This is a genomic window from Escherichia sp. MOD1-EC6819, from assembly GCF_002965765.1.
GTDB lineage: Bacteria > Pseudomonadota > Gammaproteobacteria > Enterobacterales > Enterobacteriaceae > Escherichia > Escherichia ruysiae.
In genome coordinates this window covers 20,720-41,597 of sequence record NZ_PTRG01000017.1, presented here as the reverse complement: position 1 = coordinate 41,597, position 20,878 = coordinate 20,720, and the positions used below count along the sequence as shown (strand labels likewise).

Genomic DNA, 20,878 nt, shown 5'->3' with positions numbered 1-20,878 from the left:
TCATCCCTGAATCCCCCGAAGGTGAACAATCCAGTGTTCACCCTTCACCGTATGTTCACCCGTTATCACACTGAAATTAAAAGAGAAAAACGAAAGGTGAACAGTGTGAACAATCAAATCAAAAAAAACTTTTTTTCTTCCTGTGTGATTTTCAGTGCGGAGGATTAATCGCCGGTATGAGTCACACCGGCAGAATGCCGGAGGTGAAGAATCGAATGTTCACCCTTCACCCATTATTCACCACCTATCCAACTGAAATAAAAGGAAAAAACAGAAAGGTGAACAGTGTGAACAGTTCTTCCGAAAAAAAATTTTTTTCCTGTACGATATAGCATCAATCCAAGTAAAAATGCGCTTTCATTTCACATTAACTTACAGCCATTGGTATACGATTAGGTATACGCACAAAAACTGAATTAAACAAAATCATTAAAAATCAAAGCAATACAATATTTATTCAAACTCCGCCAGCTCCACCAATCATGATTGGACGGTGTAAGGACAACACCAACAAAAACAGGAAGTTAGCAGTCTCAGCAGGACACCGACCAGACGGTGAGGAGACAAAAAAGGATACGCAAAGGAGCCGCAGCTCCCTAATGACATGAAAGCCCGCAGATGCGGGCTTTTCTTTGTCTCGACCCTATACTTTCAGTCTGGTTACTGGAGGTTTCTATGTGCGGACGTTTCGCCCAATCAATGACGCGTGAAGACTATCTTGCCCTATTATCAGAAGAATCAGAGCGTGATATCCCATACGAACCCGAACCAATAGATCGCTTCAACGTTGCTCCGGGAACTAAAGTACTATTGTTAAGCGAACGAGACGAGCGGTTGCATCTTGATCCTGTGTTCTGGGGATATGCGCCCGAATGGTGGAATAAACCTCCGCTGATTAACGCACGTGTAGAAACCGCAGCAACCAGTCGGATGTTTAAACCTCTCTGGCAGCATGGTCGGGCAATCTGTTTTGCTGATGGCTGGTTTGAGTGGAAAAAAGACGGTGACATAAAACAACCTTACTTCATTCATCGCAAAGATGGTCAACCCATTTTTATGGCAGCAATTGGCTGTTCCCCGTTCACACGCGGCGATGAGGCGGAAGGTTTTCTGATAGTCACCGCTGCAGCAGATAAAGATCTTGTTGATATTCATGACCGCCGACCTCTTGTTCTGTCGCCAGAAGCAGCCCGTGAATGGATGCGACAGGACATTGGCAGCAAAGAGGCGACAAAGATTGCAACTGATGGCAGCGTTTCGGGTGACCATTTCACCTGGCATCCGGTATCACGGGCGGTGGGTAATGTTAAAAATCAGGGATCAGCGTTAATCGCGCGTTTACCTGACACAAAGCAGATCTGAGGCTCGTGTTGTATATCTTGGTGACAACATCCCACGCTGCATCTTCCACTGTTGCTGGATACCCTGTCCGGCAAAATAGAGCGTTCCACGACCTTCTCTGCCATTGAGCATATCAAGCACAGCCATCAACTTTTCACTACCAGGGCGCGGTGCGTTTTCATCAAAAAGATTAAGCTGTGCCACACCGCAACTGAAAAAATCACCAAGCATTACCCCTCCTTTCTGGTAGCGATATCCCTCCTGCCATATCGCGTCCAGACAACGGGTCGCTGCATTAATGATATCCCGACTGTCCTGGGTGGGTGTCAGCAACTTTACCGAGGCACTGTTGCTGTAATACGGCTCATTCAGTGCAAACGGAGAAGTTTTTACAAAGGCGGAGATAAAACAACAATATTGATGCTCACCACGCAGTTTTTCTGCCGCTCGTGATGCGTAACTGCATATTGCCTGTCGCATCGTGTCATAGTCGGTTATGCGTTCGCCAAACGACCGTGAGCAGATAATTTCCTGTTTCGCTGGCGCAAACTCTTCCAGTTCAAGACAGGACTCTCCACGAAGTTCCCGTACCGTTCTTTCAAGTACAACATTGAAGTGCTTTCGGACAAAGCAAATATCGGTATCCGCGAGATCGAGTACGGTTTTTATCCCCATCGCCTCCAACTTTTTACTTATCCTTCGACCAACTCCCCACACTTCATCAACCGGTAATGCAGCCATTAATTTGCGCTGGCGCTCCTGGTTTGATAAATCAACAACCCCTCCCGTCTGACATTGCCATTTTTTTGCCGCATGATTGGCAAGTTTGGCCAGCGTCTTGGTTTGTGCAATGCCGACACCAACCGTGAGATGTGTACGCTGAAGAATGGTCTGGCGAATTTCACGGCCAAAATCTGTTAAATTCCGGCAGTTACGTACGCCGGTTAAATCACAAAATGCCTCATCAATGCTGTAGATCTCAACCCGTGGTGACAACTCTTCCAACGTAGACATCACACGCTGGCTCATATCGGCATAGAGTTCATAGTTACTGCTGAAACAAACCACACCACAGCGACGAAACAGATCCTTCTGTTTAAAATAAGGCTCCCCCATTTTAACGCCAAGTGCCTTCGCCTCTGCGCTGCGAGCGATCACACAGCCGTCGTTATTGGAAAGCACTACTACCGGCTTCCCCCACAAGTCTGGGCGAAAAACAGTCTCACAACTGGCATAAAATGAGTTTACATCACAGAGGGCAAACATCAGCGTAATGCCTTTACGACATGAGTGACGACCCCAAACACATTCAGAGACTCTTCGCTGCCAAGAGTAATGGGCGAATACGCACTGTTCATCGGCACAAGCTGTACCGTGGGGTGCAGTTGCAACCTTTTGGCGGTGAACTCACCGTCCACAGCAGCAATAACAATATCGCCGTGGCTGGCGGTAATGGCGCTGTCAACTACCAGCAGATCGCCATCGCCAATCCCGGCCTCAATCATTGAATCTCCCGCAGCTTTAACAAAATAGGTCGCGCTGGGATGTTGAATCACTAGCTGATTAAGATCGATTCGCTGCTCAACGTAGTCAGCTGCCGGTGACGGAAAGCCACACGGCACAAAGTCACTAAATAAAGGAAGTGTAATGATTTCACGCAGTTCCGCAGGCTTGATAAACAACATGATAATCCGCCCAGATATACTGTTTTTATATACAGTATATTCTTATGACGAATAGATCAATGAAGTGAATGTCTGTTATGAGCGAAAAACGGACTATGATACTAACAAGAAAGCATCACTGTTAATATTCGAACAATTAATGCTCAGCTATATCTCTATTATTTACAATCAGAAAGGACTTGTAATGGGTAAGGTTGATGAACTAAAGATGAAATATCCAGACGCGAATGCCTGGCAAATGGGCGACAGCCCTGAACTGGCTAATGAGCTTGCATCGCTTATCAAAAAAGGGATTAAAACGGCCTCCTGTGGCTCTTATGCCTCTTATCAGAAGGAAGAATTTGCCCCAAGGATTGGGAGCTATAACATCATCCTTGACGGCCAGGATGTACCAGTATGCGTAACCAGGCTGGTGTCGATGCGACTGGTGCGTTTTTGTGATGTTACTGCCGAGTTCGCTCACAAGGAAGGTGAAGGTGATTTGAGCCTTGAATATTGGCAGAGAGAGCATCAACGATTTTTCACCCAAGAAGGTCATTTTTCTGATGATATGGAGCTGATTATGGAAGAGTTTGAAGTTGTTGAGGTTTTGTAATCCGACAATGTTTATGCATGTCAGATTAGAATAACTGAGTACCGTTTTCTCACATGCAATTTGTATTAATGTCCGCCTCTGGCACATAGCCGTCCTAAAGACAGTGGCGTAAAGTTATGGAGGATCGGTGGGAGGAGGTGCAAATCCTCTCATGCAAAAAATATGTAAAATCGGTAGCAGCTGGAAATCATTCAACACCGACCCTGTAAATAATTCTGTGTAATTGCTGCCATATTAAAGGTGATCGCTCAGGCGGTCACCGAACTCGATAATAAAGCGACTCATCGCCAGCCGCCAGTTCTGGATTGGCATATTCCATTTTTTGATGCATCCTTGATCGCCAGATAAATGACCTTCCGCACCGAGTCGTCAGTCGGGAACACTTTACGCTTCTTAATGGCCGCACGGATCACGCTGTTCAGCGATTCGATAGCGTTCGTGGCGTAGATGGCCTTGCGGATATCGGGCGGATAGCCGAAGAACGTGTTGATATTTTCCCAGTGTGCACGCCAGCTTTTGCTGATTTGCGGGTATTTATCGTCCCAGACATTCGGGAACTGCTCCGGTGCCACTAGCGCCGCCTCTTCTGTTGGCGCCTGATACACCGTTTTTAACCCGCCAGTGACGGCTTTGTAGTCCTTCCACGATACGTATTTCAGGCTGTTGCGCACCATATGAATGATGCACAACTGTATGTGCGTCTACGGATACACGCTGTTTATCGCATCCGGAAAGCCTTTCAGACCGTCCATGCAGGCAATAAGGATATCCTGAAGCCCCCGATTCTTAAGCTCTGTCAGCCCCCCCAGCCAGAACTTCGCCCCTTCGTTCTCGGCCAGCCACATGCCCAGCAACTCTTTCTGAACTTCAGTATTAATACCGAGTGCAAGGAACACCGCTTTGTTAATTACGGTGCCACCTTGACGAACTTTCACCACGATACAGTCAAGGTAAACAATGGGATACAGTGCATCCAGAGGACGATTTTGCCATTCTGCAACCTGCTCTTTGACCGCATCGGTGACTTGAGATATCAGCGTGGGCGACACGTCAGCGTCGTACATCTCTTTGAAGGTCAAGACGATTTCCCTCGTAGTCATGCCTTTGGCATACAGGGACAAAATCTGGTTGTCCATCTGGGTGATACGCGTCTGATGCTTCTTAATCAACTGCGGTTCGAAGGTGTTTTCACAGTCACGCGGCGTGTTCAGTTCGATCTCGCCGTCATCGGCAATCCCCTTACCAGAGGCTGCAATGCAATTGAAACGGCAGCCATTATATTATTCATTTCTTTCTCTGATATATTCATCGAGTAAATCCGGTAATTTATCCCCCGTACGCGCACACTGATTCTCTCCCTTAGCAATAAGGGGTTTCAGATGATCAAGATAGTGCGGCGTTAAATTCGGAAACTGTCATTGTATGGATAAAGGGATGGAATCAAACGTACCGGACAACACCATCGCCAGCTTACTGAGTGCAAAATACAGAATCCGGCATCAATAAGTTTTCCTTCAGACTTCTGATTATTTAACTGTTGTATAACGGCCTGTTCTGCAGTCAATTACCATCTGGCAATAAGCAGCTTTTCTTCATAATCGTCACCGCCATCATCAATATTGTATTCGCCACGTCTCCGGGTTTTCGGTGCTCCTGGGAGTTTCTGAAGATCTCTTAAACAGCATTCAGTCAAATCAAGATGCTTAGCTACCTCCATCTACGTTACCATACACTTTTTACATACTTCCGGTTCAGGTCACCATTTATCCTCCAGACTGGTCGTATTTCCATTTTTTCAATAGCAGATTTATTTTTAATCAATTGGTTAACTAACAGAGAAACCGGAAATGATTTCCCGGAAAATTTTCTTAAATAGCAAAAATCTGCGAGGTCGTCACCCCGTAACCTCAGGATCGCTGGAAAGAACCAGCTGAAATGACTGAGTAGTGATGTTCCTGGCATATCCTCCCCTTCATGAAAAAAAACACCAGAACATCCTTATCATTCTTTATTATTTCTCTGGTAATAACAAAATAATCAGTGAAAAATTCAGTATGAAACACTTTTATGTATGATAATATCTGCGACCACTCTAATGCATTATAACCAATGTAATCATCACCACAATATAAAATCAATCACAGAAAATATACTCATAAATATAATTAAACACCTCAATATTACGTAATATCCGACAAATGGATAATCATAATCATTCAAATCAAGATTATAAAAACAAAGGACATTACATAGAGAAAATAGCATTTAAATGTCAAAATCAACCAACATAAATTACGAATTGAAATACAACATAAAAATAAGATAAAAATATGACGACTAAGATATATCACTCTTCAATTCGTGCCATTTGTCGCCGCACTTAACCCTGCGGCATTTTTTTATTCCAAGTGAGTACTGGGTGAGCCGATTTCGTCCACTATAGCACCGGACTGGCGATTATTAGGGTACAATCCTCGCCCCATTCAGTTCGCGCGGCAAAACCTGGTATGCATCATTTTTGATTATTCCCGTACACTCGCGCAGAGGAGTATCCGCCAGGGCTGCGGTCATGGTTAATACGGGAATACGGCGACAATACTGCGCATTGAGAAAACTTATTTCAGACATTGAGTATGAAGATATTCCTGCGCCCCTTCCAGCTGCTTCAGCACCGTCACAGTATGCCGTTGTGTGGTTACCTTCTTTTTCATCCAGGAACTGATTGAGGATTTCAGGCAATAATCATAAAGCGCCGCATCTGCCCTTCCTTATCGCGGCGTTTTTTCATCTATAGAAAGTATCACTACAGGCTATTTTTTATTCAGCTCAGCAATTTCATTTTCCAGACAGCTAATTCGTTGATTTATTTTCTCAGAGTTCATTATTTACTCTCCCCCCGCCGCCTTACAGCGATCCTCTTTAATTTTGTAATACAGATTCATCAGGTACGTCAGAAAATTCTCCAGCACACCTATCGCCGCCTACTGCGACGGGGAGACCTTGTCCAGCAACTGCAAGAATCAGTATCTCGTTCCCACCGCTGATACTGGTGGCCAGATCGCGATGTATCACAGCATCGTTGCAGGTTCTGGCTGCAGTATATCACCTGTTTGTGCTTCATTCCCGGACACTGGCTCCGGTTGTGCATCACCAGCTGACGCATCATCCGCCTGCGCCTCCTCTCCGGGCTATACTTCCGGAGAACCGAGAGTCTCATCCAGAATCGCTTCCACATCCCCATAATCCGGGATTCAAACGTTTTACGGATGGTTTCTTTCAGGGTGCCACATACCTCTTCAGTGCGCAGCGCGGCTTTCACTGCATCAACAGTGACCAGTTTATTTATTTCTGCCATGGAATTTTTTCACGGAGAGACATTACTACGGGATGGGTTGATCCTTTGGTACGACAGTCTAGACTGCGCTGATTTTTTCAGCCGCCACGGCATCAATCTTTTTAGGAATGTATGCGTATAATTTTGTATCCTCCGCTCACCAGATATAACGCAAACCACCGTGAAGAAATACAGTAATATCAGCTGTAAAAATATCATTATCCCACCAACTTATTGACCCGACACATATCTGCTGGTTAAAAATAGTTCCGCATATTTTGCCTTATTGTTGATATCCATCGTATGACCGAGCCGCCGGAGCCTGCTTTTGTCTGGCGGCATTTTTTTATTACCCCGTCACGGCTTCGTTCACCGCCACACTCAGACTTTCCATCTCAATGTTGCAGGTTGTGTTGGTGGTGATGGCACTCAGCATCAGCGTGTCCACCGCAACAGTTGATGGCGAACATGTCAGCGTCACGTCCACTGCCAGGCTGGCTCTTGCTGTGCAGACGCCGGAAGAGTCAGAGAACAGATACCATTTTTACTGTAAAACCGTGGCCAATATTACTTGACCACTACAAATCAAGAACCTGAGCATGATGTTGCTGCCGTTTTCTGCACCTTGCGTTGTCCTGATACCATGCCTGTCTGCTGTGCCCCAGGAACTGACATGCACGTGTAACAGTTATTTTTGGAGCCGAACTTTGCGCGAGGACTTGCCGGGCTGCTTTTTTACGATACTCACCCCGTAATCATTTTTCAGGACATTGATAACCGACTCAAAAAATCAGCTTTCTGGTTCGCCAGTTCAAGCTGCGCTTCAAGTTCCCTGATTCTTTGCTCGGGTGTGAGCGGGATAGTTGTCTGAGTCACAGGCTGTTTCCTCTTCACCAGATCAGGAAGTCCGGGACTCCAGTCAAGCCGGCCATATTTACACAACCAGACAAGAACAGTGAAGCGCCCCTGAATGCCGTACCGCTGCTGGGGCTGTTTATAGGTCATCTCGCCTTTTTCGACCTGTTCAACAACAGCTATTTTAAAGGATAGAGGATAATCACGTTGGGTGCGTTTGAACTTAGTCATCATCACGTTCTCCGGATTTAAGTCAGGAACGTGTCAACGCTATTCAGGACGGGCCACCATCATCTGTATGGCGCTGGGTTACTCCCGATGAGACCTGCATCAGCACCCGAACCCGCAATATTACCCACCCGACACGATAGTGGTTGCGGATATACCCTCCGCAATGGAGGGATTCACCACGCGCACCTTTAACAAACTCACCAATAATACAACAACAAAACAACAAAACAACAAAACAACAAAACAACAAAACTATGATCAATTTAACAATTCATGCACACACATAAAAATGCGCATAAAAATGAGAATTAGATCAAAAATAAACAACAAATATTTTACACAAAAAACACCACTAATTAATATAACATGCATCGTATCACACGATACGATGAATTAAACCCTTAAACTTAACATTAATGCCAGTATGTATTGCCCGCTGATTTCAGCGGGCGCTTTAAGAGACAATGATTATGAACACATGGGAAAAAGCTATTTTTTTATTGTCTGTTTCTTTTGCAGCCATATCAGTCTACTTTCTTCACAACCTGCTCTGACAATATTTTCAATCTCCACTTCTGGTTAAATACAATCAACATATATTTCCCAGTAATATGTCTGCCAGATACATCTGTAACCATTACCTGAGATATATGCCCCAGATACTCATTCAGAATACACTCCCTTGTGGGTCTTTTTGGGAGTATCAACGATAGACATTTGCATCATGCTCTGAAAGACGAGGATTCCTGCAACATTCAGGCTATCACCAGAATCATTTCGGTGTATTCCTGCTTCAATAGCGGGCTGAATTCACTATTCCTCAGTTCAGAAGGGCATAGTTATATAGTGTACTGGATAAAAAAACCCCTCCGGAGAGGGGATTTGAATTATATGCACATTCTTATCTTACATGGCGCCGGGTGCCTCCCGGTGAACTCTGCAATGACCAGACAGAATCCGCAATGCCAACGAACACGGCAGACTACTTCACAGTCATTTATGCCCCTCCGCACAGGGGGATTCACCATGCGCAATTATTTTTAACAAAAAAGATAGGGAAGCCAATACCCAAAATAATGAAATGTGATTCTTTTAACGTTTTTTAAATTTCGAACTTAGTAGTAAGTATTTTTATTTTTTTAACTAAATTTTACAACGAGTTTATATTTCCATTTGCCCCACTCTGGTTCAATACTAAAAATATTAATTATCGATAAAAATATAGCAAATAAAGTTTCATCAGGTACCCTCGCCCTAAGCCTTCTGGTTCACAGTTGGCCAACAGTGCTTCGTCACACACCGAGACCGCGAGGGCTTCATGAGCATTCTTCAGGCTATAGCCTTACGGGCTCAATCCCCCCAGGAGGCGGTTTAGGGATAACAACTAAAAATACCCTGCTTACAATGAGTTATCTCAAATTGACTCACCTTGTATTAAATCGCAGGGTAAGTTTATTTTAAAGTTTGAAATCATGCTTATACACGCCCTTACAATCCACAATAGTGCATTGTTTTAACTCGTTATTCCCCTAAAAAAGCATCTGGCACTCACCAAATCAAATGTTAACCATTTGTTGTTTTCGATCACAATAAGAAAACAATATGTCGCTTTTGTGCGCATTTTTCAGAAATGTAGATATTTTTAGATTATGGCTACGAAATGAGCATCGCCATGTCACCCTACATCTCATAAGAGGATCGCTTCTGATGAATGCACTGACCGCCGTACACACTAACGCTGTCGATTCAGGCCAGGACTATAGCGGATTCACCCTCACCCCGTCGGCGCAATCCCCTCGCCTGCTGGAACTTACCTTCTCTGAACAGACGACCAAACAGTTCCTTGAACAGGTCGCCGAGTGGCCCGTGCAGGCACTGGAGTACAAATCGTTTCTGCGTTTTCGGGTAGGCAAAATTCTTGACGACTTGTGTGCAAATCAGCTGCAACCACTGCTGTTGAAGACGTTGCTAAACCGCGCTGAAGGTGCGTTGTTGATCAATGCGGTGGGTGTCGATGATGTGAAGCAAGCGGATGAGATGGTGAAGCTGGCAACGGCGGTAGCGCATCTGATTGGTCGTTCCAATTTCGATGCCATGAGCGGTCAGTATTACGCGCGTTTTGTAGTGAAAAATGTCGATAACTCAGATAGCTATCTGCGCCAGCCGCACCGCGTAATGGAACTGCATAACGACGGCACCTACGTTGAAGAAATCACTGATTACGTGCTGATGATGAAAATCGACGAACAGAACATGCAGGGCGGAAACTCGCTGCTGCTGCATCTCGATGACTGGGAACATCTGGACCACTTTTTCAGCCATCCGCTGGCGCGCCGTCCGATGCGCTTTGCCGCGCCGCCAAGTAAAAACGTCAGTAAAGATGTATTCCATCCGGTGTTCGACGTCGATCAGCAGGGTCGCCCGGTGATGCGCTATATCGACCAGTTCGTCCAGCCAAAAGATTTCGAAGAAGGCGTGTGGCTGAGCGAGCTTTCCGATGCCATTGAAACCAGCAAAGGCATTCTGTCTGTGCCGGTTCCCGTTGGCAAATTCCTGTTGATTAACAATCTGTTCTGGCTGCACGGTCGCGACCGCTTTACCGCGCATCCGGATCTGCGTCGTGAACTGATGCGCCAGCGCGGCTATTTCGCATACGCCACTAACCACTACCAGACGCATCAGTAAGCGCAAAGGAATTGAGCGGATGTATGATTTTGTGATTATTGGCGGCGGCATCATCGGCATGTCGACCGCCATGCAACTGATTGACGTCTATCCGGATGCCCGCATTGCGCTACTGGAAAAAGAGTCCGGCCCGGCCTGCCATCAGACGGGTCACAACAGCGGCGTGATCCATGCCGGGGTCTATTACACACCCGGCAGCCTGAAAGCGCAGTTTTGCCTGGCGGGGAACCGCGCCACCAAAGTCTTTTGCGATCAAAACGGCATCCGCTACGACAACTACGGCAAGATGCTGGTCGCCACATCCGCACTCGAAATGGATCGGATGCGCGCGTTATGGGAACGTACAGCGGCGAACGGTATTGAACGCGAGTGGTTAAACGCCGACGAACTGCGCGAGCGCGAACCGAATATCACCGGGCTCGGCGGTATTTTTGTGCCGTCCAGCGGCATTGTCAGCTACCGTGAAGTGACAGCGGCGATGGCAAAAATCTTCCAGGCCAGAGGCGGTGAGATTATCTATAACGCCGAAGTCAGCGGCCTTAATGAGCATAAAAATGGCGTGGTGATACGTACCCGTCAGGGCGGCGAATATGAAGCGTCGACGCTGATTAGCTGTTCCGGGCTGATGGCTGACCGGCTGGTGAAAATGCTCGGCCTCGAACCGGGCTTTATCATCTGCCCGTTCCGTGGCGAGTATTTCCGCCTTGCGCCGGAGCATAACCAGATTGTTAACCACCTGATTTACCCCATTCCCGACCCGGCAATGCCCTTTTTAGGCGTTCATCTCACCCGGATGATCGACGGCAGCGTGACCGTCGGGCCAAACGCGGTGCTGGCGTTCAAACGCGAAGGCTATCGCAAGCGCGACTTCTCATTTAGCGACACGCTGGAGATTTTGGGCTCGTCGGGGATTCGCCGGGTGCTGCAAAACCATCTACGCTCAGGACTGGGCGAGATGAAAAACTCGCTGTGCAAAAGCGGCTATCTGCGGCTGGTGCAAAAGTATTGTCCCACGCTTTCGTTAAGCGATCTCCAGCCCTGGCCTGCCGGTGTGCGGGCGCAGGCGGTATCGCCGGACGGTAAGCTGATTGACGATTTTCTGTTTGTCACCACCCCGCGCACGATCCACACCTGCAATGCGCCCTCCCCGGCAGCGACATCAGCAATTCCTATTGGTGCGCATATTGTCAGCAAGGTACAAACGCTGTTGGCAAGCCAGAGTAACCCCGGACGCACGCTGCGAGCGGCACGTAGTGTGGATGCCTTACACGCCGCATTTAATCAATAACCTTTGAAAACAGGACGTAACGATGAAACTTAACGACAGTAACTTATTCCGCCAGCAGGCGTTGATTAACGGGGAATGGCTGGACGCTAACAATGGTGAAGTCATCGACGTCACCAATCCGGCGAACGGCGACAAGCTGGGTAGCGTACCCAAAATGGGCGCAGATGAAACCCGCGCCGCTATCGACGCCGCCAACCGCGCCCTGCCCGCCTGGCGCGCGCTCACCGCCAAAGAACGTGCCAACATTCTGCGTAACTGGTTCAATTTGATGATGGAGCATCAGGACGATTTAGCGCGCCTGATGACCCTCGAACAGGGCAAACCGCTGGCTGAAGCGAAAGGCGAAATCAGCTACGCCGCCTCCTTTATTGAGTGGTTTGCCGAAGAAGGCAAACGCATTTATGGCGACACCATTCCCGGTCATCAGGCCGATAAGCGCCTGATTGTGATCAAGCAGCCGATTGGCGTCACCGCCGCCATCACGCCGTGGAACTTCCCGGCGGCGATGATTACCCGCAAAGCCGGTCCGGCGCTGGCGGCAGGCTGCACCATGGTGCTGAAGCCCGCCAGTCAGACACCGTTCTCTGCGCTGGCGCTGGCGGAGCTGGCGATTCGCGCGGGCATTCCGGCTGGCGTATTTAACGTGGTCACCGGTTCGGCGGGCGCGGTCGGTAACGAACTGACCAGCAATCCGCTGGTGCGCAAGCTGTCGTTTACCGGCTCGACCGAAATTGGCCGCCAGTTGATGGAACAGTGCGCGAAAGACATCAAAAAAGTGTCGCTGGAGCTCGGCGGCAACGCGCCGTTTATCGTCTTTGACGATGCCGATCTCGACAAAGCCGTGGAAGGCGCGCTGGCCTCGAAATTCCGCAATGCCGGGCAAACCTGCGTCTGCGCTAACCGCTTGTATGTGCAGGACGGCGTGTATGACCGCTTTGCCGAAAAATTACAGCAGGCGGTGAGCAAACTACAGATCGGCGACGGGCTGGATAAAGGCGTCACCATCGGGCCGCTGATCGATGAAAAAGCGGTAGCAAAAGTGGAAGAGCATATTGCCGATGCGCTGGAGAAAGGCGCGCGCGTGGTTTGCGGTGGTAAAGCGCACGAACGCGGCGGCAACTTCTTCCAGCCAACCATTCTGGTGGACGTTCCAGCCAACACCAAAGTGTCGAAAGAAGAGACGTTTGGCCCCCTCGCCCCGCTGTTCCGCTTTAAAGATGAAGCCGACGTGATTGCGCAGGCCAACGATACCGAATTTGGTCTTGCCGCCTATTTCTACGCCCGCGATTTAAGCCGCGTCTTCCGCGTGGGCGAGGCGCTGGAATACGGCATCGTCGGCATCAATACCGGCATTATTTCCAATGAAGTCGCCCCGTTCGGCGGTATCAAAGCCTCAGGCCTGGGTCGTGAAGGTTCGAAGTATGGTATCGAAGATTACTTAGAAATCAAATATATGTGCATCGGTCTTTAACTGGAGAACGCGAATGAGCAGCAATAAAGAGTTAATGCAGCGCCGCAGTCAGGCAGTTCCTCGTGGCGTTGGGCAGATTCATCCGATTTTCGCTGATCGTGCGGAAAACTGCCGGGTGTGGGACGTTGAAGGCCGTGAGTATCTTGATTTCGCGGGCGGGATTGCGGTGCTCAACACCGGGCACCTGCATCCGAAAGTGGTGGCGGCGGTAGAAGCGCAACTGAAAAAACTGTCGCATACCTGCTTCCAGGTGCTGGCTTACGAGCCGTATCTGGAGTTGTGCGAAATAATGAATCAGAAGGTGCCGGGCGATTTCGCCAAAAAAACGCTGCTGGTAACGACCGGTTCCGAAGCGGTGGAAAACGCGGTGAAAATCGCCCGCGCCGCCACCAAACGCAGCGGCACCATCGCCTTTAGCGGCGCTTACCACGGGCGCACGCACTACACGCTGGCGCTGACCGGCAAGGTGAATCCGTATTCTGCAGGCATGGGGCTGATGCCGGGTCATGTTTATCGCGCGCTTTATCCTTGCCCGCTGCATAACATCAGTGAAGATGACGCTATCGCCAGTATCCACCGAATTTTTAAAAATGACGCTGCGCCGGAAGATATCGCTGCCATCGTGATTGAGCCGGTTCAGGGCGAAGGCGGTTTCTACGCCGCAACGCCTGCCTTTATGCAGCGTTTACGCGCACTGTGTGACGAGCACGGGATCATGCTGATTGCCGATGAAGTGCAGAGCGGCGCGGGGCGTACCGGCACGTTGTTTGCGATGGAGCAAATGGGGGTTGCGGCGGATCTTACCACCTTTGCGAAATCGATCGCGGGCGGCTTCCCGCTGGCGGGCGTCACCGGACGCGCTGAAGTAATGGATGCTGTCGCACCGGGCGGCCTGGGCGGCACCTATGCCGGTAACCCGATTGCCTGCGTAGCCGCGCTGGAAGTGTTGAAGGTGTTCGAGCAGGAAAATCTGCTGCAAAAAGCCAACGACCTGGGCCAGAAGCTAAAAGACGGATTATTGGCGATCGCCGAAAAACACACCGAGATCGGCGACGTTCGCGGGCTAGGGGCGATGATTGCCATCGAGCTGTTTGAAGATGGCGATCACAGTAAACCCAACGCCAGACTCACCGCTGAGATCGTGGCGCGCGCCCGCGACAAAGGCCTGATTCTTCTTTCCTGCGGCCCGTACTACAACGTGCTGCGCATCCTTGTGCCGCTCACTATTGAAGATGCTCAGATCCGTCAGGGGCTGGAGATCATCGCTCAGTGTTTTGATGAGGCGAAACAATAGCTATGTCTGTTTGTAAGAGTTAACCGTTGCTAAGGGAATGATAACGATACAGTAAAAAATAATAACGATGAGGCGATCGACAAAGTTAAAAATGACTGCGGACTGTCCCCTCGCCCCTCTGGGGAGAGGGTTAGGGTGACGGGTATACACGCTGCTAAACCCTCACCCCGACCCTCTCCCTGAGGGAGAGGGAGAAAACCATCACGCTTTCGCTTTTAAGATTTTGTTGACCGCCTCAATTAAACGCGTGACCCGACGCGGGAAATGTCGGGGCGCTCTCCCAAGTGACACACTTTCGAGAGGATTCAGGATGGGGCAATCATCGCAACCACATGAGCTAGGCGGCGGGCTGAAATCACGCCACGTCACCATGTTGTCTATTGCCGGTGTTATCGGCGCAAGTCTGTTTGTCGGTTCGAGCGTCGCCATCGCCGAAGCGGGCCCTGCGGTATTACTGGCTTATCTGTTCGCCGGATTACTGGTGGTTATGATTATGCGGATGCTGGCAGAAATGGCGGTCGCCACGCCCGACACCGGCTCCTTTTCCACCTACGCCGATAAAGCCATTGGTCGCTGGGCGGGCTATACCATCGGCTGGCTGTACTGGTGGTTTTGGGTACTGGTTATCCCGCTGGAAGCCAACATCGCCGCCATGATCCTGCATTCGTGGGTTCCAGGTATTCCCATCTGGTTATTTTCCCTGGTCATTACCCTCGCCTTAACCGGCAGTAATTTATTAAGCGTTAAAAACTACGGTGAATTTGAATTCTGGCTGGCGATATGCAAAGTGATTGCCATTCTGGCGTTTATTTTCCTTGGAGCTGTAGCAATTAGCGGTTTTTACCCTTATGCCGAAGTGAGCGGTATTTCAAGATTGTGGGATAGCGGCGGCTTTATGCCGAACGGCTTTGGCGCGGTATTAAGCGCGATGCTGATAACCATGTTTTCTTTTATGGGGGCAGAGATTGTCACCATTGCGGCAGCCGAATCCGACACGCCGGATAAACATATTGTCCGCGCCACCAACTCGGTTATCTGGCGTATCTCCATTTTCTATTTGTGTTCTATTTTTGTCGTCGTGGCACTCATTCCGTGGAATATGCCAGGACTGAAAACCGTGGGTTCCTACCGTTCCGTGCTGGAGCTGCTGAATATTCCACATGCAAAATTTATTATGGACTGCGTTATTTTGCTGTCGGTGACCAGTTGTCTGAACTCGGCTCTGTATACCGCCTCAAGGATGCTCTACTCCTTAAGCCGTCGCGGGGATGCGCCAGCGGCAATGGGTAAAATCAACCGTAGCAAAACCCCGTATGTGGCAGTATTACTCTCGACCGGCGCGGCGTTTTTAACGGTGGTAGTGAACTATTACGCGCCCGCCAAAGTGTTTAAATTCCTGATCGACAGCTCCGGCGCTATTGCCCTGCTGGTTTATTTAGTCATCGCCGTTTCGCAATTACGGATGCGTAAAATCCTACTGGCGGAAGGCGGCGAAATTCGCCTGCGCATGTGGCTTTATCCGTGGCTCACCTGGCTGGTGATTGGCTTTATTACCTTTGTACTGGTGGTGATGTTATTCCGCCCGGCGCAGCAACTCGAGGTAATTTCCACCGGCTTATTAGCGATAGGGATTATCTGTACCGTGCCAATTATGGCACGCTGGAAAAAGCTGATATTGTGGCAAAAAACACCCGTTCATAATACGCGCTGATAATGTTCAGGAGTCACACCATGACCATTACGTCTCTGGATGGCTACCGCTGGTTGAAAAACGATATTATTCGCGGCAATTTTCAGCCAGATGAAAAATTACGGATGAGTTCGCTAACGTCGCGTTATGCACTCGGCGTCGGGCCGTTGCGGGAAGCCCTTTCGCAACTGGTGGCGGAACGGCTGGTCACGGTGGTGAATCAAAAAGGGTATCGGGTGGCGTCTATGTCAGAGCAAGAACTGCTCGATATTTTCGACGCCCGCGCCAATATGGAAGCGATGCTGGTGAGTCTGGCAATTGCCCGTGGCGGCGATGAGTGGGAGGCTGACGTTCTCGCAAAAGCGCATTTGCTCAGTAAGCTTGAGGCTTGTGACGCCAGCGAGAAAATGCTTGATGAATGGGACCAGCGCCATCAGGCATTTCATACTGCAATTGTGGCGGGCTGTGGCTCCCACTATTTACTGCAAATGCGTGAACGGTTGTTTGATCTGGCGGCGCGCTATCGGTTCATCTGGCTGCGGCAAACGGTGCTTTCTGTAGAAATGCTGGAAGATAAACATGAACAGCACCAGACCCTGACTAAGGCGGTACTGGCGCGAGATACGGCGCGCGCCAGTGAGTTAATGCGCCAGCATTTACTGACGCCAATTCCGATTATCCAGCAGGCGATGGCTGGCAATTAACTACTCTTCAGGAATACGCAACACCTGCCCCGGGTAAATTTTATCCGGGCTTTTTAGCATCGGTTTATTCGCTTCGAAGATTTTATTGTAGAGATTGGCGTTACCGTAAACCTGTTTGGAAATAGCACTCAGAGTGTCACCAGACTTAACGGTATAAAACTGGCTGGCAGTGCCTGGCGTCGCCGTTTTTACCTGATCGTCCACGCTGGCAATACCGGAAATATTCCCCACTGCAACAAGGATTTTTTCCTTCGCTTCCTGACTTAAGCCGTCACCTGTAACCGTCGCTTTACCATCGACAATCTGAATATTCACTTTATCGGCATCAGGTATACCGGTTTTGTTCAGATGTTCCTGCACCTTCTTCGCCTGATCGTCTTTATCATGCTGACCAGTGACCGCGTCCCAGAGCTTTTCTCCGGCATCTTTCACAAAATTGAACAGACCCATAACTACCTCATTCGTTAATGGAAACACTCAGAAAGTGTAGCAGAGGAACGCGGCGCGTTAACGCCGCAGGATGAGCACAGGATCAATCGCGGGTTTGCACCCAGAAAGCGTGAATTAAACCAGGGATATAGCCAAGAAGTGTCAGCAAAATATTAATAATGAATGCCCAACCAAATCCTTTCCCCAGCAGCACGCCGAGTGGTGGCAAAATGATGGTGATGACGATTCTCCAGAACCCCATATGTCCTCCCTATAAGAAAATTACTCATTGTTTAAAAAGAAATTTTATCTCTTAAGCATAGTAATTTTAGCGGAGTCTGCCTGTTTCAGCCTTTGCTTTTACCCTCATTTACGCTGCTGACGCTGGTATACGTTGCATTTTTAGTTTAGAGTTTACTTAATTTAGAAAACACTTAAATAAATATGACTGAACTAGCCCAACTACAGGCCAGCGCCGAACAGGCTGCGGCCTTACTGAAAGCAATGAGTCACCCCAAACGGTTGCTGATTCTGTGCATGATTTGCGGTTCCCCCGGCACCAGCGCCGGTGAACTGGCGCGCATTACCGGACTGAGTGCCTCTGCAACGTCACAGCATCTGGCACGGATGCGTGACGAAGGGCTTATCGACAGCCAACGGGATGCCCAACGCATTCTTTATTTCATTAAAAATGAGGCGGTAAATGCCATTATCGCCACCCTGAAAAACGTCTATTGTCCGTAAGGAGTAGCAATGGCTTTAACAACAATTCCACCGCTTGATGCACAAGAATTAATCTCACGCGGTGCAAAGTTAATCGATATTCGCGATGCCGATGAATATCTTCGTGAACATATTCCTGAAGCGGATCTGGCGCCATTATCCGTACTGGAACAGTCTGGTCTTCCGGCAAAATTACGTAGCGAACAAATTATATTCCACTGTCAGGCAGGAAAACGCACCAGTAATAATGCACAAAAATTAGCAGCGATTGCCGCTCCCGCAGATATCTTTTTACTGGAGGGCGGTATTGATGGCTGGAAAAAAGCGGGATTGCCGGTAGCTGAAAATAAATCGCAGCCTTTACCATTAATGCGTCAGGTACAGATCACAGCTGGTGGCTTAATATTAATCGGCGTCGTATTGGGTTATGCCGTGAATAGCGCGTTCTTCTTATTAAGCGGCTTTGTCGGTGCGGGATTAATGTTTGCGGGCATCAGCGGTTTTTGCGGGATGGCAAGGTTGTTAGATAAGATGCCGTGGAATCAGCGAGCGTAAGAAGCGACGCCGGACGCGCCATAGTGGCAGCATCCGGCAGCAGTCATTAGATCAGGAAATCGTCGAGAGATTTACCTTCAGCCAGTGCCTGAGCGATCGGTTTCGGTGTACGACCCTGGCCGGTCCAGGTTTTGACTTCACCATTAAAATCGGTGAATTGATATTTTGCCGGACGCGGCTGGCGTTTTTTACCTGCACGCGGTGCAGCAGAATTATTACCGAATAACTCTTCCGGGTTAATTCCGTCAGCCTTCATCAGCTCCAGCCAGGTGCTAATTTTCTCCTGGCGCTCTGCCAGTTCACGCTGCTGCTGTTCTTCTTCTTCACGTCTTTCTTTAGTGACAACCCTGAATTTTTCGAGCATTTCTTCAAGAACGTCAATGGAGAATTCGCGAGCCATCGCACGGAGGGTGCGAATGTTATTTAAACTTTGTAACATTACGGACATAATAAAGAAAACCTTTTAACGCCAAAACAAAAAAAAGTATTTCGTCGCGTAGTGTAAGCGATCACTTATTATATTTCCACAAAATTTAATCTATTTACAGTCGCGCGCGATATTATTTCAACCGTTATTTCCAGGCAGATTAATAATTATTTTCGGTTTATATATTAGCCATTTGACTTATCATTGCAGACATTTGCGAATAATCGGATGCCCTCTGTGCCATCATCACCGAAGGTAGATTAAAGAAAATTGAATAAAAATGCATACATAAAGAATAAAAACAAAGTTTCAGTAACTGAAGTTTTATGCTGGCATTAGTGGCTTCAGGTCATTAAAAATGCTAAATGAGCTCAACCCGCTACTTAAGCCGGATTGTCTACGCTTTACGGCGTTAACAGCCCTTAACCGCCCCACCAGCACAGTTCACAATGACAACGTAATAATATGATTTTAAATAAAATTATTCATAAAGGCATTTAAAAATCCATAATGTATAAAAAATACGCCATTGCGGAACATTTTATCTACAAAAACAAAATAAATAAAAATTTTTCACTAATTGATTACTAACAACCAGCAATATACGCTATGCAAAAATGAAACAGGCAGTCTAAAGCACTGCTTCCATTTCCATTCATACCCGATTTCGCTTTTATTAAGGAGCATTAGCATGTTCTCACCGCAGTCACGCTTGCGTCATGCAGTTGCAGACACGTTCGCGATGGTTGTTTACTGTACTGTCGTGAACATGTGTATTGAAGTTTTCCTCTCCGGGATGAGCTTCGAACAATCTTTTTATTCCAGGCTGGTGGCCGTTCCGGTGAATATCTTAATTGCATGGCCATATGGCATGTACCGCGATCTGTTTATGCGCGCGGCACGCAAAGTTAGCCACTCTGGTTGGACAAAAAATCTGGCTGATATTTTGGCTTATGTGACGTTCCAGTCACCAGTGTATATGGCGATCTTATTAGTGGTAGGCGCAGACTGGCACCAGATTATGGCAGCGGTCAGTTCAAACATCGTTGTTTCGATGCTGATGGGGGCGGTCTATGGCTACTTCCTTGATTACTGTCGCCGCTTGTTCAAAGTGAGCAGCTACCAGCAGGTAAAAGCCTGACCCTTCTTTTCGCGACTGGCATCGCCAGTCGCGTCTTTAACTGGCTTCGCCAAATAAGCCATGCAAATAACGTTCAAGCGCAACACGCGAACTAAAGCCATGCGGGATACCGTAATGCTCATGACGTTCACCCGCTAAATAGAGCGGAAATTGCTGGTAATGATCGCAAGTTTTAATATCGGAAGCAGGTTCAGCCAGTGTGGAACTACGTTCTTTTAATGTTGGATGAATTATCAGTGCGGTACGTCCCATTCTCGCTTCGCGGTTAACATAGACATAATGTTCCCCACGACGGTAACCGTATGCTTTCTGGGTTACTACATCGACAGTAAAACCGACTTTCTCAAGTACGCGCGCCACCTCGTCTGGTCGTAAATACATATTTTATCCTCGTTAATATCTACTGCGCGCCTACCTTACCTGATTGCGC

Annotated in this window: 19 protein-coding genes and 7 pseudogenes; 11 read left to right on the top strand and 15 right to left on the bottom strand. The window is 48.3% G+C overall.

What is annotated here, in order from left to right:
• Positions 1-675: 675 nt before the first annotated feature.
• Entirely contained in the window at positions 676-1,362 is a 687-nt protein-coding gene (locus tag A7Z06_RS20030; RefSeq protein ID WP_000334554.1) for an SOS response-associated peptidase, read from the top strand.
• On the opposite strand, the gene A7Z06_RS20025 is transcribed toward A7Z06_RS20030, so the two are convergent.
• Together A7Z06_RS20025 and A7Z06_RS20020 are read right to left on the bottom strand one after the other, a co-directional pair.
• Complete coding sequence (locus tag A7Z06_RS20025) at positions 1,339-2,607, bottom strand: Y-family DNA polymerase (protein ID WP_000457673.1); 1,269 nt, start codon at positions 2,605-2,607, stop codon at positions 1,339-1,341. The genes A7Z06_RS20030 and A7Z06_RS20025 overlap by 24 nt on opposite strands.
• The gene (locus tag A7Z06_RS20020; protein ID WP_000897387.1) at positions 2,607-3,026 is read right to left on the bottom strand and encodes a translesion error-prone DNA polymerase V autoproteolytic subunit; all 420 of its coding nucleotides are present in this window, start codon (positions 3,024-3,026) and stop codon (positions 2,607-2,609) included. Before A7Z06_RS20020 ends, A7Z06_RS20025 begins: the two co-directional genes overlap by 1 nt.
• Positions 3,027-3,210: 184 nt before the next feature.
• On the opposite strand from A7Z06_RS20020, the gene A7Z06_RS20015 reads away from it, so the two are divergent.
• Positions 3,211-3,621: an ASCH domain-containing protein gene (locus tag A7Z06_RS20015; protein ID WP_024165124.1), complete on the top strand. Its 411-nt coding sequence runs from the start codon at positions 3,211-3,213 to the stop codon at positions 3,619-3,621.
• A 234-nt stretch (positions 3,622-3,855) separates the two neighbouring features.
• Here A7Z06_RS20015 and A7Z06_RS20005 read toward each other — a convergent pair.
• The 9 genes and pseudogenes from A7Z06_RS20005 to A7Z06_RS19980 form a co-directional block, all read right to left on the bottom strand.
• Positions 3,856-4,856 (bottom strand): annotated as a pseudogene (locus A7Z06_RS20005) (IS256 family transposase); the annotation flags it as partial.
• A 45-nt stretch (positions 4,857-4,901) separates the two neighbouring features.
• A pseudogene (locus tag A7Z06_RS22335) lies at positions 4,902-5,338 on the bottom strand (terminase small subunit).
• 743 nt (positions 5,339-6,081) lie between these two features.
• The gene (locus tag A7Z06_RS21900) at positions 6,082-6,249 is read right to left on the bottom strand and encodes a hypothetical protein (protein WP_162536053.1); all 168 of its coding nucleotides are present in this window, start codon (positions 6,247-6,249) and stop codon (positions 6,082-6,084) included.
• Positions 6,250-6,288: 39 nt separating this feature from the next.
• Positions 6,289-6,357, bottom strand: a pseudogene (locus tag A7Z06_RS21845) (lysozyme); the annotation flags it as partial.
• Positions 6,358-6,506: 149 nt separating this feature from the next.
• Positions 6,507-6,686, bottom strand: a pseudogene (locus A7Z06_RS19990) (phage holin).
• A gap of 185 nt (positions 6,687-6,871) precedes the next feature.
• Positions 6,872-6,976, bottom strand: a pseudogene (locus tag A7Z06_RS22485) (DUF826 domain-containing protein); the annotation flags it as partial.
• A gap of 58 nt (positions 6,977-7,034) precedes the next feature.
• Positions 7,035-7,174 (bottom strand): annotated as a pseudogene (locus tag A7Z06_RS19985) (DUF1378 family protein).
• 130 nt (positions 7,175-7,304) lie between these two features.
• A complete protein-coding gene (locus A7Z06_RS22285) occupies positions 7,305-7,436 on the bottom strand; it encodes a hypothetical protein (RefSeq protein ID WP_274541216.1) in 132 nt (43 codons plus the stop codon).
• A gap of 103 nt (positions 7,437-7,539) precedes the next feature.
• Positions 7,540-8,044 (bottom strand): annotated as a pseudogene (locus A7Z06_RS19980) (IS3 family transposase); the annotation flags it as partial.
• 1,704 nt (positions 8,045-9,748) lie between these two features.
• On the opposite strand from A7Z06_RS19980, the gene glaH reads away from it, so the two are divergent.
• The 6 genes from glaH (at position 9,749) to csiR (ending at position 17,173) form a co-directional block, all read left to right on the top strand.
• Entirely contained in the window at positions 9,749-10,726 is a 978-nt protein-coding gene (glaH, locus tag A7Z06_RS19970; RefSeq protein ID WP_010345713.1) for a glutarate dioxygenase GlaH, read from the top strand.
• 19 nt (positions 10,727-10,745) lie between these two features.
• Positions 10,746-12,014 (top strand): L-2-hydroxyglutarate oxidase, encoded by a 1,269-nt coding sequence (gene lhgO / locus A7Z06_RS19965; RefSeq protein ID WP_105279556.1) that lies wholly within the window; start codon positions 10,746-10,748, stop codon positions 12,012-12,014.
• A 22-nt stretch (positions 12,015-12,036) separates the two neighbouring features.
• On the top strand, positions 12,037-13,485 hold the full coding sequence (gene gabD / locus A7Z06_RS19960) for an NADP-dependent succinate-semialdehyde dehydrogenase (RefSeq protein WP_000772853.1): 1,449 nt from the start codon (positions 12,037-12,039) through the stop codon (positions 13,483-13,485).
• 13 nt (positions 13,486-13,498) lie between these two features.
• The gene (gabT, locus tag A7Z06_RS19955) at positions 13,499-14,779 is read left to right on the top strand and encodes a 4-aminobutyrate--2-oxoglutarate transaminase (protein ID WP_000097683.1); all 1,281 of its coding nucleotides are present in this window, start codon (positions 13,499-13,501) and stop codon (positions 14,777-14,779) included.
• 310 nt (positions 14,780-15,089) lie between these two features.
• Complete coding sequence (gene gabP / locus A7Z06_RS19950) at positions 15,090-16,490, top strand: GABA permease (protein WP_010345708.1); 1,401 nt, start codon at positions 15,090-15,092, stop codon at positions 16,488-16,490.
• Between the two features lie 20 nt (positions 16,491-16,510).
• On the top strand, positions 16,511-17,173 hold the full coding sequence (csiR, locus tag A7Z06_RS19945) for a DNA-binding transcriptional regulator CsiR (protein ID WP_000156829.1): 663 nt from the start codon (positions 16,511-16,513) through the stop codon (positions 17,171-17,173).
• Here csiR and kbp read toward each other — a convergent pair whose 3' ends face one another.
• On the bottom strand, positions 17,174-17,623 hold the full coding sequence (gene kbp / locus A7Z06_RS19940; RefSeq protein WP_000522419.1) for a potassium binding protein Kbp: 450 nt from the start codon (positions 17,621-17,623) through the stop codon (positions 17,174-17,176). It abuts the gene before it with no gap.
• An 82-nt stretch (positions 17,624-17,705) separates the two neighbouring features.
• Complete coding sequence (locus A7Z06_RS19935) at positions 17,706-17,864, bottom strand: YqaE/Pmp3 family membrane protein (RefSeq protein WP_000508177.1); 159 nt, start codon at positions 17,862-17,864, stop codon at positions 17,706-17,708.
• Between the two features lie 182 nt (positions 17,865-18,046).
• Between A7Z06_RS19935 and A7Z06_RS19930 the strand changes: the two genes are divergently transcribed.
• Both A7Z06_RS19930 and A7Z06_RS19925 read left to right on the top strand, forming a co-directional pair.
• The gene (locus A7Z06_RS19930; protein WP_000137274.1) at positions 18,047-18,346 is read left to right on the top strand and encodes an ArsR/SmtB family transcription factor; all 300 of its coding nucleotides are present in this window, start codon (positions 18,047-18,049) and stop codon (positions 18,344-18,346) included.
• A gap of 9 nt (positions 18,347-18,355) precedes the next feature.
• Positions 18,356-18,880 carry a rhodanese family protein gene (locus A7Z06_RS19925; RefSeq protein ID WP_001229432.1) on the top strand — a complete coding sequence of 175 codons (525 nt, stop codon included), beginning with the start codon at positions 18,356-18,358 and terminating at the stop codon, positions 18,878-18,880.
• 46 nt (positions 18,881-18,926) lie between these two features.
• Here A7Z06_RS19925 and stpA read toward each other — a convergent pair whose 3' ends face one another.
• A complete protein-coding gene (gene stpA, locus A7Z06_RS19920) occupies positions 18,927-19,328 on the bottom strand; it encodes a DNA-binding protein StpA (RefSeq protein WP_000115375.1) in 402 nt (133 codons plus the stop codon).
• Positions 19,329-19,998: 670 nt separating this feature from the next.
• Here stpA and alaE point away from each other — a divergent pair.
• Entirely contained in the window at positions 19,999-20,448 is a 450-nt protein-coding gene (alaE, locus tag A7Z06_RS19915) for an L-alanine exporter AlaE (RefSeq protein WP_000492676.1), read from the top strand.
• A 36-nt stretch (positions 20,449-20,484) separates the two neighbouring features.
• Here alaE and A7Z06_RS19910 read toward each other — a convergent pair whose 3' ends face one another.
• On the bottom strand, positions 20,485-20,829 hold the full coding sequence (locus A7Z06_RS19910; RefSeq protein ID WP_000281310.1) for a DUF2002 family protein: 345 nt from the start codon (positions 20,827-20,829) through the stop codon (positions 20,485-20,487).
• Positions 20,830-20,878 lie beyond the last annotated feature (49 nt).